The organism is Streptomyces sp. NRRL B-24572 (genome assembly GCF_002156145.1).
Lineage (GTDB): Bacteria > Actinomycetota > Actinomycetes > Streptomycetales > Streptomycetaceae > Streptomyces > Streptomyces vietnamensis.
The window spans coordinates 1-15661 of sequence record NZ_MWIG01000233.1 but is presented as its reverse complement, the minus strand read 5'-3'; the positions used below and the strand labels follow the sequence as shown (position 1 = coordinate 15661).

Below are 15661 nucleotides of genomic sequence, written 5' to 3'. Positions count from 1 at the left end.
GGCCGAGGCCGCTCCCGCGCCCCGTACCCGCCGCCGCGCCACCCGCAAGGCCACCTCGCCCGAGGTGACCACCGAGGCCGCCCCCACCGGTGAGTCGCTGCCGACGTCCACCGTCGAGCAGATCGCCGCCGACGAGGCCGAGGTCGCCGCCGCCGAGACCGCCGCCACCCGTGGCCGCGGCCGCCGCCGCGTCACCTCGCCGCAGTTCACCTCCGAGCCGGCCCCGGCCCGCGAGCCCCGCCGCGCCACGCGCCCCGCCGTCGCCGTCTTCCAGGCCCCGGTCTTCGCCGAGCCGATGTTCCAGACCCCGGAGACCGCCGCCATGGCCGCCGCCGCCGTGGTCGAGGAGCCGGAGGAGGAAGAGACGGTCGAGGCCGTCGAGACGGTCGAGACGGTCGAGGCCGTGGAGGAGACCGAGCGCGCCGAGTCCGGCTCCCGCCGTCGCCGCCGTCGCCGCAGCGAGCCCGTCGCCGTCGAGCCCGTCCCGGCCACCGTCGCCGACGAGCCCGAGGTCGAGGCCGTCGCCGACGAGATCGAGGAGGCCGAGGAGACGGACGAGTACGAGGACCGTCCGTCCCGTCGTCGCCGCCGTGGCGGCCGTCGTCGCCGTCGCGGCGAGCTCGCCGAGGTCGAGGAGACCGAGGAGGGCGAGGAGCCGCACGCCGAGGAGGAGACCGAGGAGCCCGAGGAGGGCGAGGAGGAGCCGGAGGAGGCCGAGGCCTACGCCGGCGGCTCCAGCAGCTCCCGTCGCCGTCGCCGTCGCCGCCGTCGCAGCGGTGACGCCGCCGCCGAGGTCGAGACGGCCGAAGAGGACGGCGTCCGTACGGTCGTCAAGGTCCGCGAGCCCCGTCCGGCCCGCGAGAAGGCCGAGCCGTCCGACGAGGTCCAGTCCATCAAGGGCTCGACCCGCCTGGAGGCCAAGAAGCAGCGCCGCCGCGAAGGCCGCGAGCAGGGCCGCCGCCGCGTCCCGATCATCACCGAGGCCGAGTTCCTCGCCCGCCGCGAGGCCGTCGAGCGCGTCATGGTCGTCCGCCAGAACGGCGAGCGCACCCAGATCGGCGTCCTGGAAGACAACGTGCTCGTCGAGCACTACGTCAACAAGGAGCAGGCCACCTCGTACGTCGGCAACGTCTACCTGGGCAAGGTCCAGAACGTGCTGCCGTCCATGGAGGCCGCCTTCGTCGACATCGGCAAGGGCCGCAACGCCGTCCTGTACGCCGGCGAGGTCAACTTCGAGGCGCTCGGCATGGCCAACGGGCCGCGCCGCATCGAGTCCGCCCTCAAGTCCGGCCAGTCGGTCCTCGTGCAGGTCACGAAGGACCCGATCGGCCACAAGGGCGCCCGTCTGACCAGCCAGGTCTCCCTCCCGGGCCGCTACCTCGTGTACGTCCCCGAGGGCTCGATGACCGGCATCAGCCGCAAGCTCCCGGACACCGAGCGCGCCCGCCTGAAGACCATCCTCAAGAAGATCGTCCCCGAGGATGCGGGCGTCATCGTGCGCACCGCCGCCGAGGGCGCGAGCGAGGACGAGCTGCGCCGCGACGTCGAGCGCCTGCAGGCGCAGTGGGCCGACATCCAGAAGAAGGCCACCCAGATCTCGACGTCCGCGCCGACCCTGCTGTACGGCGAGCCGGACATGACCGTCCGGGTCGTCCGCGACATCTTCAACGAGGACTTCTCCAAGGTCATCGTCAGCGGCGACGACGCGTGGGAGACCATCCACGGCTACGTGAACCACGTCGCCCCGGACCTGACCGACCGCCTGTCCAAGTGGACGAGCGAGGTCGATGTCTTCGCGACGTACCGGATCGACGAGCAGCTCATGAAGGCGCTCGACCGCAAGGTCTGGCTGCCCTCCGGCGGCTCGCTGGTGATCGACAAGACCGAGGCGATGGTCGTCGTCGACGTCAACACCGGCAAGTTCACCGGCCAGGGCGGCAACCTGGAGGAGACCGTCACCAGGAACAACCTGGAGGCGGCCGAGGAGATCGTCCGCCAGCTGCGGCTGCGCGACCTCGGCGGCATCGTCGTCATCGACTTCATCGACATGGTCCTGGAGTCCAACCGCGACCTGGTGCTGCGCCGCCTCCTGGAGTGCCTGGGCCGGGACCGGACCAAGCACCAGGTGGCCGAGGTCACCTCGCTCGGCCTGGTCCAGATGACCCGCAAGCGGGTCGGCCAGGGCCTCCTGGAGTCCTTCTCCGAGACCTGCGTCCACTGCAACGGCCGCGGTGTCATCGTGCACATGGAGCAGCCGGCCACCGCCGGTGGCGGTGGCGGCGGCAAGCGCTCGAAGAAGCGCGGCCGCGGCGGCGCCGAGCACGTCCACGAGCACGAGCACGCCGAGGCCGTGGAGCCGGAGACCGCGGAGGCCGAGGTCGAGACCGAGGCAGAGGTCGCCGCCGAGCTGGCCGCCCCGGTGGCCGTGCCGGTGCCGATCGCCCCGGACGAGGAGCTGTACGGCTCCGCCGCCGAGGCCGAGGCCGCCGCCACGCGCGGTCGTGGCCGCCGTCGCGCCACCCGCCGGGTGTCCGCGCCGGTCGTCTCGACGCCGGTCGCCCCGGCGCCGGTCGTGGAGACCGAGGCCGTCGACTTCGAGCCCGCGCCCGCCGCCGAGCCCGAGCCCGAGCCCGTCGCGGCGCCGGTCGCCGAGCCGGTCGTGGAGCCCGCCGCCGAGCAGGCCGCCGCCCCGGTGGCCGAGCCGGTGACCGAGGCCGTTGTCGAGGAGACCCCCGCTCCGGCCCCGCGCGGCCGTCGTCGTGCCACCCGTCGGGTGACGTCCCCGGTCGTCTCGACCACGGACGTGGCCGCCGAGGTCGTCGCCGAGCCGGTCGTCGTCGCCGAGCCGGTCGCCGAGACCGCCCCGGAGCCGGAGCCCGTCGTGGCGCCGGTGGCCGAGCCCGTCGTCGAGGAGGCCCCCGCGGCCGCCGCGCCGCGCGCCCGTCGCCGGGTGGTCCGTAAGGCCACCGCTCCCGCCGGTTCGCCCGCGGGCGCCGAGGAGGCGGCCGTCGTCGTGGTGACCACGGCCCCGGCCGAGGTTCCGGCCGAGACCGAGACCGAGGCGGAGGCCGCGCCGGCCAAGAAGACGGCCGCGCGCAAGACCGCGAAGAAGGCCACGGCCAAGAAGGCCGCCACCAAGAAGACGGCGGCGACCAAGAAGACCGCGGCGAAGAAGACCACCGCCAAGAAGGCCACGGCCAAGAAGGCGGCGGAGAAGACCGCGGCTCCGGCCCAGGACTGACCCACCGGGTGCGGGCCGTCCCTCCAGGGGGGCGGCCCGCACCCGCTCGGGCGAATTTGACCCCCTGTGGCAGCCGCCCGTAACCTAGACCGTCGGCGTGTCTGATCGGCATGCCGCGCCTCTGAGCACCTCCCTCCCGCTCGTCGGGAGAGGCCGCTCGTCCGATTCCGGAACGCCGCGGGCCCCCGGGCCCGTGTGAGCGGCTGGCTTCAGAGGTTCCATCCCGAGTGAGAGAGAGATCCGCGTGTACGCCATCGTGCGCAGCGGTGGTCGCCAGCACAAGGTTGCTGTCGGCGACATCGTTGAGGTTGACAAGATTTCCACTGCCAAGGTTGGCGACACGGTCGAGCTCTCGACCCTGCTCGTTGTCGACGGCGACGCCGTGACCAGCGACCCGTGGGTCCTGGCCGGCATCAAGGTCACGGCCGAGGTCGTGGACCACCACAAGGGCGCCAAGATCGACATCCTGCGCTACAAGAACAAGACCGGCTACCGCCGTCGCCAGGGTCACCGTCAGCAGTACACGGCGATCAAGGTCACCGGTATCCCCGCGGCTGCGAAGTAAGAGGGACTGAGACATGGCACACAAGAAGGGCGCATCGTCCACCCGGAACGGGCGCGACTCCAATGCCCAGCGGCTCGGCGTGAAGCGCTTCGGCGGTCAGGTCGTCAACGCGGGTGAGATCCTGGTCCGCCAGCGTGGCACGCACTTCCACCCCGGCGCCGGCGTCGGCCGTGGCGGCGACGACACGCTGTTCGCCCTGCAGGCCGGTTCGGTGCAGTTCGGCACCCACCGTGGCCGCAAGGTCGTGAACATCGTTCCGGTCGCCTGATCGGAACACTTTGCGGAGGCGGACCTCACTTCCCGTACGGGAAGCGGGTCCGCCTTTCGCGTGTTACTAGATAGACATTCCGCACGTAATTCTCTGGAGGCACACCCATGACCACCTTCGTGGACCGCGTCGAGCTGCACGTCGCCGCGGGTAACGGAGGCCACGGCTGCGCCTCCGTCCACCGGGAGAAGTTCAAGCCGCTCGGCGGCCCCGACGGCGGCAACGGCGGCCGTGGCGGCGATGTGACCCTGGTCGTCGACCAGTCGGTCACCACTCTCCTCGAGTACCACCACTCCCCGCACCGCAAGGCGACCAACGGCCAGCCCGGTGCCGGTGACAACCGCTCCGGCAAGGACGGCCAGGACCTGGTCCTGACCGTGCCCGACGGCACCGTCGTCCTGGACAAGAAGGGCAACGTCCTCGCCGACCTCGTCGGCCAGGGCACCACCTTCGTCGCCGGCCAGGGCGGCCGCGGCGGCCTCGGCAACGCCGCGCTGGCCTCGGCCCGCCGCAAGGCCCCCGGCTTCGCGCTCCTCGGCGAGCCCGGCGAGGCGCGGGACATCGTCCTGGAGCTCAAGACCGTCGCCGACGTGGCGCTCGTGGGCTACCCGAGCGCGGGCAAGTCCTCGCTCATCTCCGTCCTGTCGGCCGCCAAGCCGAAGATCGCGGACTACCCCTTCACCACCCTCGTCCCGAACCTGGGCGTCGTCACGGCCGGCTCGACCGTCTACACGATCGCCGACGTGCCGGGCCTCATCCCGGGCGCCAGCCAGGGCCGCGGCCTCGGCCTCGAGTTCCTCCGCCACGTCGAGCGCTGCTCGGTGCTCGTCCACGTCCTCGACACGGCGACGCTGGAGTCCGAGCGCGACCCGGTCACCGACCTCGACGTCATCGAGGAGGAGCTCAAGCAGTACGGCGGCCTGGAGGACCGGCCCCGGATCGTCGTCCTCAACAAGATCGACATCCCGGACGGCCAGGACCTCGCGGACATGATCCGCCCGGACCTGGAGGAGCGCGGCTACCAGGTGTTCGAGGTCTCCGCCGTGGCCCGTACGGGTCTGAAGGAGCTCTCCTTCGCCCTCGCCGGCATCGTCGCCGAGGCGCGCGCGGCCAAGCCGAAGGAGGAGGCGACCCGGATCGTCATCCGCCCGAAGGCCGTCGACGACGCGGGCTTCACCGTCACGTACGACGAGCACGAAGAGGTCTACCGGGTGCGCGGCGAGAAGCCGGAGCGCTGGGTCCGCCAGACCGACTTCAACAACGACGAGGCCGTGGGCTACCTGGCCGACCGCCTCAACCGCCTCGGCGTCGAGGACGAGCTGATGAAGGCCGGTGCCCGCGCGGGCGACGGCGTCGCGATCGGCTCCGAGGACAACGCGGTCGTCTTCGACTGGGAGCCCACCATGATGGCCGGCGCCGAGATGCTCGGCCGCCGCGGTGAGGACCACCGTCTGGAGGCCCCGCGTCCGGCGGCGCAGCGCCGCCGCGACCGGCAGGCGGAGCGCGACGACGCGCAGCGCGAGTACGACGAGTTCGACCCGTTCTAGAAGGTCCCTTCTCGCGGGTGCGGAAGGTGGGGCGGCCGGGTGCCGCCCCACCTTTCCCGCGTTTTCATGCGTTCGGCTGACCCGGCCGGAAGAGGGCCGATCGGGTGGCGGGGCTCCCGTAGCATCCGCGGCGTGACTAGCATCACTTCCCCCCAGGTGGCAGGAAAGCTCGGCGTCGTGGTGATCGCACACAACGACGAGGGCTTGGTCGGTGAGGCGATCCGGTCCGTGCTCGACCAGGGCCCCGTGGTCGCGGAGGTCGTGGCCGTCGACGACGGATCGAGCGACGGCACGGCCCGGGTCCTGGACGAACTGGCCGCCCGCCACCCCCGGCTGCGCGTCGTGCACCGCACGGAGAACAGCGGCGGCTGCGGCACCCCCCGCAACGACGGCGTTCGGGCCGTCACCGCCCCCATCGTGATATTCCTCGACAGCGACGACGTCCTGCCCGAAGGCGCCGCCGAGGCCCTGGTCACGGCGGCCGAGCGGCACGGAGCCCCCGTCGCGGTCGGCGCCTGCGTACGGCGCGAGCTGCCCGAGGGCCGCGACGTGCGCTGGCAGCCCGCGCTCTACCACGAGCCCGCCCTCCTGGAGACGGCCGCGGACCTCGTGCCCCTGGTGCACGACACGCTCTGCGTCAACAAGGTCTACGACCGGGCCTTCCTCGCCGAGAACGGCATCCGGTTCCCCGACGGCCGCTGTGTCTACGAGGACTTCCTCTTCACCGCGCGCGTCCTGGCCGCCGCGCCGCGCGTCGCGGTCGTCCCCGACACCGTCTACATCTGGCACGTCCGCCGGGCCGCCGGGCGCCTCTCGATCTCCCTCGACCGGGACGGCATCGCCAACTGGCAGGCGCGGATCGCCGCCCACCGCATGGCCGTGGAGACCTTCGAGGAGGCCGGCCGCAAGGAGCTGGCCACCGCCTGCCGCACCAAGTTCCTCGAACACGACCTGCGCCTGTACGCCCGCGAGTTGAGGCTGCGCGACGCCGCGTACCGCACCGCGTGGTGGGCGCTGGCCCGCGAGCACGTCGGGACCTTCGGGGAGCGCGCGATCGCCGCCGCGGCCGCGCCCGCCCGCTGGGCCGCCCGGTTCGTCCTGGCCGCCGAGGAGCCCCGGGACCTGGAACGGCTCTCCCGGCTCGCCGCCGAACCCGCCCGGCTGCTCCCGCCCTTCGCCCGGAGCGGGGGAGCAGCCGTCTGGTCCGAGGACCTTCCCGTCGAGCTGGACGGCCTGGACCGCCTGCCGCTCGCCGGGCTCCCGCTGCTCGTCGACGGCGAACTGCGCACCGGAGCGGGCCGCGGCCAGCTGCGGTTCACGGTCCGGGACCTGTACGGACGGCTGCGCGAGGCCCTGCCCCGTACCGCCCGGATCGACTTCGTGCCCAGGGGCGCCGACACGCCCGTGCGCACCGAACTCTCCGAGCTCTCCGAAGTGGCCGGCGGCTGGTCGGGACGCGTCCCGGCCGGGCTCACCGGCCTGGCCCGTGAGGGCCGCCACAGGGGGGACCGGGGCGTGCAGCTCTGGGACGTCCGGGCCACGGTGACCTGTGCGGACGGCAGCTCGTTCACGACGGCGCTCCGGCTGCCGGAGGACCGGCAACGACGCTCGGTCGTGCCGAGCAGCCGGTACGGTGTACTGCTGGTGCGGCAGTACACGACGGCGAACGGCTCGCTGGCGGTACGGCTCGCACCCGGTGCCCGCGACGGGCTCCAGGCGGTCGGAGCCAGGCTCCACAGGCTCGCCCGTAGATCACAGCGAAAGGGGTTTGGGGCATGACTTACCTGATCACCGGCGGTGCCGGCTACATCGGCTCCCATGTGGTCCGTGCCATGACGCAGGCGGGCGAGCGGGTCGTCGTCCTCGACGACCTGTCCACGGGATACGAGTCGCGGGTGCCCGAGGGCGTGCCCCTGGTGGTCGGCTCCACCCTCGACCGGGAGGTCCTCGACCGGACGATCGCCGAGCACGGTGTGACGGGCGTCGTCCACCTGGCCGCGAAGAAGCAGGTCGGCGAGTCCGTCGAGCTGCCGCTGCACTACTACCGCGAGAACGTCGTCGGCCTCACCGTCCTCCTGGAGGCCGTCGCGGCCGCCGGTGTGCGCAACTTCCTCTTCTCCTCCTCCGCCGCCGTCTACGGCATGCCGGACGTCGACCTCGTCACCGAGGAGACCCCCTGCCTGCCGATGAGCCCGTACGGCGAGACCAAGCTGGTCGGCGAGTGGCTGGTCCGTGCCGCGGGCGCGGCGCACGGCATCTCGACGGCCTGCCTGCGCTACTTCAACGTGGCCGGCGCGGCGACCCCCGAGCTGGCCGACACCGGGGTCTTCAACCTGGTCCCGATGGTCTTCGAGCGCCTCGACGCGGGGGAGTCCCCGCGGATCTTCGGCGACGACTACGCCACGCCCGACGGCACCTGCATCCGCGACTACATCCACGTCGAGGACCTGGCCGACGCGCACCTCGTCGCCGCGCGGAAGCTCGCGGAGTGGGCCGCGGCGGGCGAGCCGCGCGACCTGACCGTCAACATCGGCCGGGGCGAGGGCGTCTCCGTCACCGAGATGGTCCGGCTGATCAACGAGATCACCGACCACACCGCCGAGCCCCTGGTCACCCCGCGCCGACCCGGCGACCCCGCCCGGGTCGTCGCCGCCGCCGACCGCATCGAGGCGGAGCTGGGCTGGAAGGCCCGCCACGACGTGCGCGACATGATCGAGTCGGCCTGGGCCGGCTGGGTCGCCCGCCGCGGCGCGACCGTCTGACGACGGAAAAGCAGAGGAAGGGCCGGGGAGTCGTACTCCCCGGCCCTTCACGCTTCGGTGGGCGCGATCCTCCGGTCTTTCCCCGCCCCGGTGAGCGCTTCCCGGTCCTTCCCGCGCTCGGCGCGCCGTCAGCGCTCCAGGAAGGCGAACAGCGCCTCCCAGCGGTCGGTGATCTCGTCGGCGGCGTACCGCTTCACGTTCTCGAAGGCGGCGTCGCCCATCCGGTTCCGCAGCTCCTCGTCGGTGATGAGGGTGCTGATGTGGCCGCCGAGCTCGACGGTGTTGCCGAGCCGGGCGAGCAGACCGTCCTCGCCGTCCCGGATGATCTCCCGCACCCCCGGTGCGCAGTCGAACGCGGCACAGGGCAGCCCCGTGGCCATCGCTTCGAGCAGGGTGATCGGAAAGCCCTCGGCGCGCGAGGCCTGGGCGAAGACCGAGGCCTCGGAGAGCGCCCCGAGGACGTCGCCGGTGCGGCCCTTCCACTCCACGGACCCGTCGAGACCGAGCTCGGTCGTCCGGGCGCGCAGCCGCTGCTCCTCGTCCCCGGTGCCGTAGATCCGCAGCTTCCAGGCGGGGTGGCGGGAAGCGACCTCGGCCCAGCTGTCGAGCAGCATGTCCACGCCCTTCTCGTGCGAGAGGCGGCCGATGGAGACGACGACCTTCTCGCTGCGGGGCGCCGGGACCTCGGGCATGAAGGGCAGCGCGTTGGGCATGTGGCCGACGTTGTCCATGCCGGCCCGGATCCAGCGGTCCGCGTCGCCCGGGGTGAGGATGAGCAGCCGGTCGACGTCCTTGTAGTGCCGCTTCACCCGGGAGAGCCGGGAGGTGGCGGCACTGGCGGCGTACGACTCGTGGCTCATGCCGATGACGAGGAGCCCCTTGGTGTCGGCGAGGGCGACCCACTCCATCGCCCACACCTGGGTGACGATCAGGACGGCGCCGGGCCGGGCGGCGGCGAACAGCGCCGTCATCCGGTCGGCCCGCTTGCGCATGCCGGCGGCGCGGGCCGCGTGCCGTCGGCGTTCGACGGCGTTGAGTTTTCCCCTGATGCCGCGCAGGGGCCGTACCTGCGGCGGATGCGTGTCGTACAGGGTGGTGGTGGCGTACGGCAGCGGCTCGGGGAACTCGTGCTCCCGCCCCGCGGGGGCGGGGGTGATGCCGATGACGTGGACGCGGTGGCCCCGGTCGGTGAACTCCCGGGCCATCTGGTGCGTCCAGGTGGTCACGCCGCCCATCTCGTCCACGCTGTTGGAGACGATGAAGATGTCACGGCCGCCGGAGACGGTGGTCTGCTCGGTCACTTCCCGCTCCTCCTGAAGCAGCTCGGTCACTTCCGGCCCCCGGTGAAGAACCGGGCGACGATCCGCTCGGCCGCGCCGCCCCGGTCGTACTCGCTGAACTCCGCGTTGAACCTCTGGCGGGCCGCCGCGTACTTGATGTCGGCCTCGTCCCTGAAGTTGGCGATCACCTCGAAGAACTCCTCCTCCGTGGACACCACGGGGCCGGGGGCGCGTTCCTTCAGGTCGAAGTAGGTGCCTCGGTTCTCCCTGGCGTACTCCTCGTAGTCGTACGTGAGGAAGACCATCGGCCGGTCGAGGAGCCCGTAGTCGAACATCACGGAGGAGTAGTCGGTGATCAGCCCGTCCGCGAGGGCGAGCAGCGGGGTGACGTCGTGGCGGCGGGAGACGTCGACGACCCGGCCCCGGACCGACGGCGGGAGCGACACGCTGTTCAGGTAGTGCGTCCTGACCAGCAGGGTGTGGGTGTCGCCGAAGCGCTCCGCGAACTCCTCGACGTCGAACGGGAGCCGGAAGGGGCGCACCTTGCCGCCGGGGGCGGCGCGGAAGGTCGGCGCGTACAGCAGCACCGTCTTCTCCGGGTCGATGCCGAGCTCGGCCGCGAGCGGGCCGCGCTCCCGCCTGCCGGTCTCCGTCTCCCGCCGGTGCGCCGCGACGAGTTCGTCGTTGCGCGGGTAGCCGACGGGCAGCAGCACCTCCTCGCGGAGCCGGAAGGCCTTGGCGAGGGTGCGCCGGTCGTGCTCGCCGCGGATCAGGAAGTGGTCGAAGCGGTCGAGGGCCTTCTGGAAGGTCTGCTGGGTGCCCAGGCCGCGGGACTTGGTGTGGGGCTCGTCGAAGCCCATGCGCTTGAGGGCCGTGCCGTGCCAGGTCTGGATGTAGGTGGTGCCGGGGCGTTTGGCGAGGCGCAGCGGGAAGCCCTGGTTGTCGATCCAGAACTCGGCCTGGGCGAGGGCCCGGAGGTACTGCCGGCTCCAGCGCTTGACGAGGACGGCGTCCTCGGGGAAGCCGGTCGGCTTGGCCCCGGCGTAGGACCAGACGCCTTCGAAGGGGATGTTCTGGCGGCGCATCTCCTCGTAGATGGCCCGGGGGCTGTCGCTGTACTGCTTGCCGAGGTGGCTCTCGAAGACGACGAGCCCCTTGCGGATCGGCAGCTTGCTGTAGAGCCGGTGGTAGAGGCGGAGCTTGGTCTCGCCCGAGTTCAGGTTGCGCTTCGTGTGGAGCAGCCGCTTGAGGCCGGTCTTCGCGAGGCCGGCCGCGCGCCCGTGCATGGCGCCCTCGATCATCGCCGAGGTGTGCACGGCCGCCCTGCCCTCGGCGGCGAGGACGTACGACAGGTTGCCCTTCCTGGTGACCTCCGGGACGAAGCGGTCGGAGACCAGCTGGGTCAGCCGGGGGCGGATGCGGACGGGGTCGGCCTCGTCGATGGGGGTGCCGCCGACGGAGACCCGGGTCCTGAGCTTCTGGCCGTCGACCGTGAGGACCAGCCGGACGTCCCAGACCGCGTCGATGACGCCGAGCGGACGGACCGTACGGGCGATGTCCACGCGGCCCTTCCACTCGATCCAGGCGCCGGCGTGGCGGACCGAGGCGACCGGGACGTGTGCGGCTCTGCCGCTGACACTGCGGCGGGCCGAGATCTCCAGGACGGCGCCGAGCTCCGCGTCCGGGGAGATCCGGCCCAGCGGGTTGACGACGCGTCCGGCGAGTTCGACGACGCCGCCGGAGCTCGCGTACGAGGTCAGCCGGTTGCCCAGGGCGAGCGAGGTCAGCGGGCGGGTGTCGTAGCCGGCTGCGGTGACGTCCAGGATGCGGCGGCCCTGCTCGGTGTCCAGGTGCTCGGCGCACCAGTAGACGTGCCCGTCCCGCTCGGCGAGCGCGGTGGTGAGGCGGCCCGGGTTGGTGAGCGCGTCGGTGGCCGGCAGGAGGTTGGTCCAGTCCTCCTTGCTCAGGAGGTAGGCGCAGATGGCGTGCAGGGGCTGCACCTCCTCGTACGCCCGGGGGTCGATGTCGGCGAGGTAGCCGTTGGCGAGTCCGGCGAACTCGCGCCGGTAGTCGTCGCCGAGCAGCGGCAGGTCGCGCAGGTGGAGGACGAGGTCGTGCTTGAGGAACTTGATGTCCTTGCGGTACTTGAGCTCGTCGTACCCCTTGCTCTCCAGGAGGGCGTCCACACGGCGGTGGATCTCCATGCGGTGGACGAAGTTGGCGATCTCGTGACGCCGGTTGCTGATCGACTTGGCCGACGCCTTCTCCTGCACGTTCCAGTAGTAGACGTGGTTCGGGATGAGGGTGATGCGGCTCGCGGCGACATAGGCCTGGGCCGAGAAGAGCAGGTCCTCGTAGTGGATGCCGACGGGGAACTCGAGCCCCTGTTCGAGGAGGAAGGCGCGCCGGTAGCACTTGTTCGTCGACAGCGTGTCGAAGACCAGCAGGTCGGACAGTTCGGTGATCGAGTCGATCGTCCGGGTCTGCGAGTAGAGCCAGGGGTACCACTCGGTGGTCTTCTTGTTGCGGCTGTCCAGATGGACGCGGACGCACAGGCCGGAGACGAGGTCGGAGCCGGTGCTCTCGGCGGCGGCGAGCATGTTGCGGCAGGCGTTGCGCTCCAGGACGTCGTCGCTGTCGAGGAACATGACGTACGTTCCGGTGGCCTGCTGGATGCCGAAGTTGCGGGGCGCGCCGCAGCCGCCGCTGTTCCGCGGCAGCTGGAAGGCCCTGACCCGGTCCGGGTGTGCGGCGGCGAGCGCCTGGGCGACCGCGAAGGTGTCGTCCTTGCTGCAGTCGTCGACGATCACCACGTCGACACCGTGCAGGGTCTGCTCCAGGACGGATCGTACGGCCGCCGGCAGACGCTCTGCGTCGTTGTAGGCGATGACGACCACGGAGACGTCAGGCACGTGCACCTCGATTCACTTGTCTTTGCTGCACCCGCATTTCAAACTCCCTGGCGTTCACCATCCGTTACGGTCTGTCACCCTTCGCAGGAATGTACGAATCAGGGGCGGCGCAGTCGTTCCACCCCGTAGTACTCGGCGGCGCACTGGGCGGCCCAGTCCCGCGCGTACACCGTCGTGAAGAAGGGCTCCGCGAGGCTGCCGATGTGCAGGGGCCGGTACGTCACCTCGGTGCGGCCGGCCGCCGCCTCCGCGCGGATCCGGGCGTCCTGCCGGTCCCAGGCCAGGCTGCGCTCCACCGTCGTCGTGGTCAGCGTCCGCGTCGCGGGCACCAGGGCCGCCGCACCGGCCACTGCGACGACGCCCGCGAGCCCCGCCGCGAGGGCCGCGAGGGCGGACCGGAGCCCGAGCCGCCGCCCGATCCGATGGCCGATCCAGACCCCGTAACCGCAGAGCGCGATCAGGAACGGCACGAGGAAGCTGGTCCACGTGCGCGCGTACGTCCAGCCGCCCGCTCCGTAACCGCTGCGCAGCCCGTACACGGCCACCAGGCTCCCCAGCGCGATCAGGGGCACCGGCAGGACGGCGATCACCAGGACCGTGCCGCGGGCCGGCCGGGGGGCGGTCGCCGAGGTGGCGCCCGCGGCGCTCTCCGGGGCGGCCTCAGGGGCCCGGCGGCGGGCCGGGCCAGGGGGCTTGAGCGCCACCGCGAGCCCGAGGAGCACCCCGGCGGCGAGGGCGCCCGCGTACGCCCACTGGCCGCCGATCGTCTCCCAGACGCGGGACCAGTCCTGGAACGTCGCCCCGATCTCCGACAGGGACAGCGGTCGCTTCGGCTGCTGGGCCCGCCGCCAGCGGGCCCCGGGGGAGGTGAAGAGCACCACCGAGCCGATCAGGAGGCCCAGGCACCAGGCGGCGCACCACGTCGACGCGAAGCGGTCGTGGGTGATGCGCAGCCGGGGCAGACAGAGCACGCCGGCCACCGCGACGATCAGCCCCGACATGGCGACGAAGGGCTCGCTGAGGGTGCCGACCGCCGTGCCGAGCAGCACCGCCGAGCCGACGGCGACGGACCGGGCCCAGGGCCGGTGGCTGCGGGACGCCCACACCCCGGACAGGGCCGCCCAGACGCCGATGACGCTCGGGAGCGTGTGGGAAAGGGTGGCCGGCGCCCAGAGCAGCACCTGGTACGAGCGGGTCCCCGCGAGGAACAGCAGCGCCTCCAGCATCAGGACCGCCGTCGCGGTCGCCACCACCGGGAGCGGCAGGCGCAGGGCGCGCAGCACCTCCCGGGCGAGGAGGAAGAGGCCCGCGCCCAGCGCGAGGATCAGGAAGGCGGGCAGCAGCTTCGGCCCCCGCATGCCGTCGGAGTAGAGGACGCCGGTGAGGAAGGCGTTGGTGACGCGCCCGTTCTGGGTGCGGTAGAAGTCCGAGGTGATCCCCAGGGCCCCCAGGTCGCGGGCCTTCCAGAGCGCGCACCAGTCGTCCGAGGTGGGGCGTACGTAGACGCCGAGGAAGGCGCCGACCGAGAGCAGCGCCCCGGCGCCGGCGGCGACGACGAGCGCGATCCAGGTCAGCGCCCGCCGGAGACCCTCCTGGGCCCCGGCCCCGGCCGCCGCCCCGCTCGCCGTCCTGTCGGCGCCGCCGGGGTCGCCGGGGCCGCCGGAGTCGCCGGTGTCCTCCACGTCCTGCCCGCCGTTCCCCGCGCGCGCGTCACCGTGCTCCGAGATGGTTGTCCTGCTCACCGGTCATCGCTCCAGCTGGCCAAGTTCCGTGGCATGTCGCCCCTACGAGTGACAAACGGGTGGAAACGCCATGTACACCAATATCTTCCCCGCATGCTTTGCCCCGTGGACGACATGCCGACCGGGGGCGGTCACTCGGACGACGCCGGGCGGTCACTGCCACGCCGTACCGTGGCCGCGCTGCTCGAAGGAGAGTCCGGTGGCGGTCCTTCCAGTCCTTCAGGACGTCCTCTCGCCCATCCCTCTGGAGTGACCGTTCCATGACCAGGCTTTCCGTCGTCGTCCCCTGCTTCAACGAGGAGGACGTCGTCGAGCGGTTCGACACGCGGATGCGACAAGTGCTCGACGCACTCCCGGTCGGATACGAGATCTGCTACGTCGACGACGGAAGCTCCGACGGAACGCTCGGCAAACTGCGCGAGATCGCCGCCCGGCACCCGCAGCGCACCCAGTACGCCTCCTTCAGCCGCAACTTCGGCAAGGAGGCCGCCATGCTCGCCGGCCTGCGCAAATCCACCGGCGACGCCGTGGTCATCATGGACGCCGACCTCCAGCACCCGCCCGAGCTCCTCGCGCGCATGCTCGACCTCTACCACCAGGGCCACGACCAGGTGATGGCGCGGCGCACCCGCGAAGGCGACAAGAAGGTGCGTACGGCGCTCAGTCGTATGTACTACCGGGCCGTCAACCGTTGGGTGGACGTCGAACTCACGGACGGGGTCGGTGACTTCCGTCTGCTCTCCCGCCCCGCCGTCGACGCCCTGCTCTCGCTGCCCGAGTACAACCGCTTCTCCAAGGGCCTCTTCTCCTGGATCGGCTTCGACACCGTCACCTTCGACTACCAGAACGCCGCGCGCGAGGCCGGCGAGACGAAGTGGAAGTTCAGCTCCCTGCTCAACTACGGCATGGACGGCCTGATCTCCTTCAACAACCGTCCGCTGCGCATCGCCCTCTGGCTCGGCATGATGCTCAGCGGCCTCGCCGCCCTCTACGCGGTGTGGGTGACCGTCGCCGCGATCACCAACGGCGTCACCGCCCCCGGCTACGTCACGCTGGTCGCGATCATCGTGGGTCTCGGGGGAGTGCAGATGGTGATGCTGGGACTGATCGGCGAGTACATCGGCCGCATCTACTACGAGACCAAGCGCCGGCCGCACTTCCTCGTCAAGGAGACCCACCGCTCCTTCGGCCGCGCGGCCGCCGAGCGCGCCGCCGCCGAACGGATCCGCATCGTGACCGCCGAGCGGGAGCGCTGATGGGCTCGGTCCGGGGGACCGGGTCCGGGGCCGGGCCCGAGATCGGCCCTGGGTCCGAGGGCGAGGCCAGGTCCGAGGCCGGTTCCGG

The 15661-nt window shown here is 72.0% G+C and carries 10 protein-coding genes; 7 read left to right on the top strand and 3 right to left on the bottom strand.

Translation table 11 applies throughout. The annotated features are described in order from the left end of the window. From CCN56_RS14490 to galE, 6 genes are all read left to right on the top strand, one after another. Window positions 1-3241: Rne/Rng family ribonuclease (locus CCN56_RS14490; RefSeq protein WP_086827066.1), on the top strand; the 3241-nt coding region annotated here is incomplete at its 5' end. A 244-nt stretch (window positions 3242-3485) separates the two neighbouring features. Further along, window positions 3486-3806: a 50S ribosomal protein L21 gene (gene rplU, locus CCN56_RS14485; RefSeq protein ID WP_015033583.1), complete on the top strand. Its 321-nt coding sequence runs from the start codon at window positions 3486-3488 to the stop codon at window positions 3804-3806. 13 nt (window positions 3807-3819) lie between these two features. Further along, window positions 3820-4074 (top strand): 50S ribosomal protein L27, encoded by a 255-nt coding sequence (gene rpmA, locus CCN56_RS14480; protein ID WP_010041940.1) that lies wholly within the window; start codon window positions 3820-3822, stop codon window positions 4072-4074. Between the two features lie 107 nt (window positions 4075-4181). Next, window positions 4182-5621, top strand: coding sequence for a GTPase ObgE (obgE, locus tag CCN56_RS14475; RefSeq protein WP_086827064.1), 1440 nt, complete (start codon window positions 4182-4184; stop codon window positions 5619-5621). A 132-nt stretch (window positions 5622-5753) separates the two neighbouring features. Next, a complete protein-coding gene (locus CCN56_RS14470) occupies window positions 5754-7400 on the top strand; it encodes a glycosyltransferase family 2 protein (RefSeq protein ID WP_256961968.1) in 1647 nt (548 codons plus the stop codon). After that, window positions 7397-8383 carry a UDP-glucose 4-epimerase GalE gene (gene galE / locus CCN56_RS14465; RefSeq protein ID WP_041129214.1) on the top strand — a complete coding sequence of 329 codons (987 nt, stop codon included), beginning with the start codon at window positions 7397-7399 and terminating at the stop codon, window positions 8381-8383. Before CCN56_RS14470 ends, galE begins: the two co-directional genes overlap by 4 nt. Window positions 8384-8511: 128 nt before the next feature. Here galE and CCN56_RS14460 read toward each other — a convergent pair whose 3' ends face one another. The 3 genes from CCN56_RS14460 to CCN56_RS14450 form a co-directional block, all read right to left on the bottom strand. Then, window positions 8512-9618 (bottom strand): glycosyltransferase, encoded by a 1107-nt coding sequence (locus CCN56_RS14460; protein ID WP_086827067.1) that lies wholly within the window; start codon window positions 9616-9618, stop codon window positions 8512-8514. A 92-nt stretch (window positions 9619-9710) separates the two neighbouring features. Continuing rightward, entirely contained in the window at window positions 9711-12581 is a 2871-nt protein-coding gene (locus CCN56_RS14455; protein WP_086827060.1) for a bifunctional glycosyltransferase family 2 protein/CDP-glycerol:glycerophosphate glycerophosphotransferase, read from the bottom strand. Between the two features lie 92 nt (window positions 12582-12673). After that, window positions 12674-14317: a DUF6056 family protein gene (locus CCN56_RS14450; protein WP_086827058.1), complete on the bottom strand. Its 1644-nt coding sequence runs from the start codon at window positions 14315-14317 to the stop codon at window positions 12674-12676. 260 nt (window positions 14318-14577) lie between these two features. On the opposite strand from CCN56_RS14450, the gene CCN56_RS14445 reads away from it, so the two are divergent. Further along, window positions 14578-15573: a glycosyltransferase family 2 protein gene (locus CCN56_RS14445; RefSeq protein ID WP_086827056.1), complete on the top strand. Its 996-nt coding sequence runs from the start codon at window positions 14578-14580 to the stop codon at window positions 15571-15573. Window positions 15574-15661 lie beyond the last annotated feature (88 nt).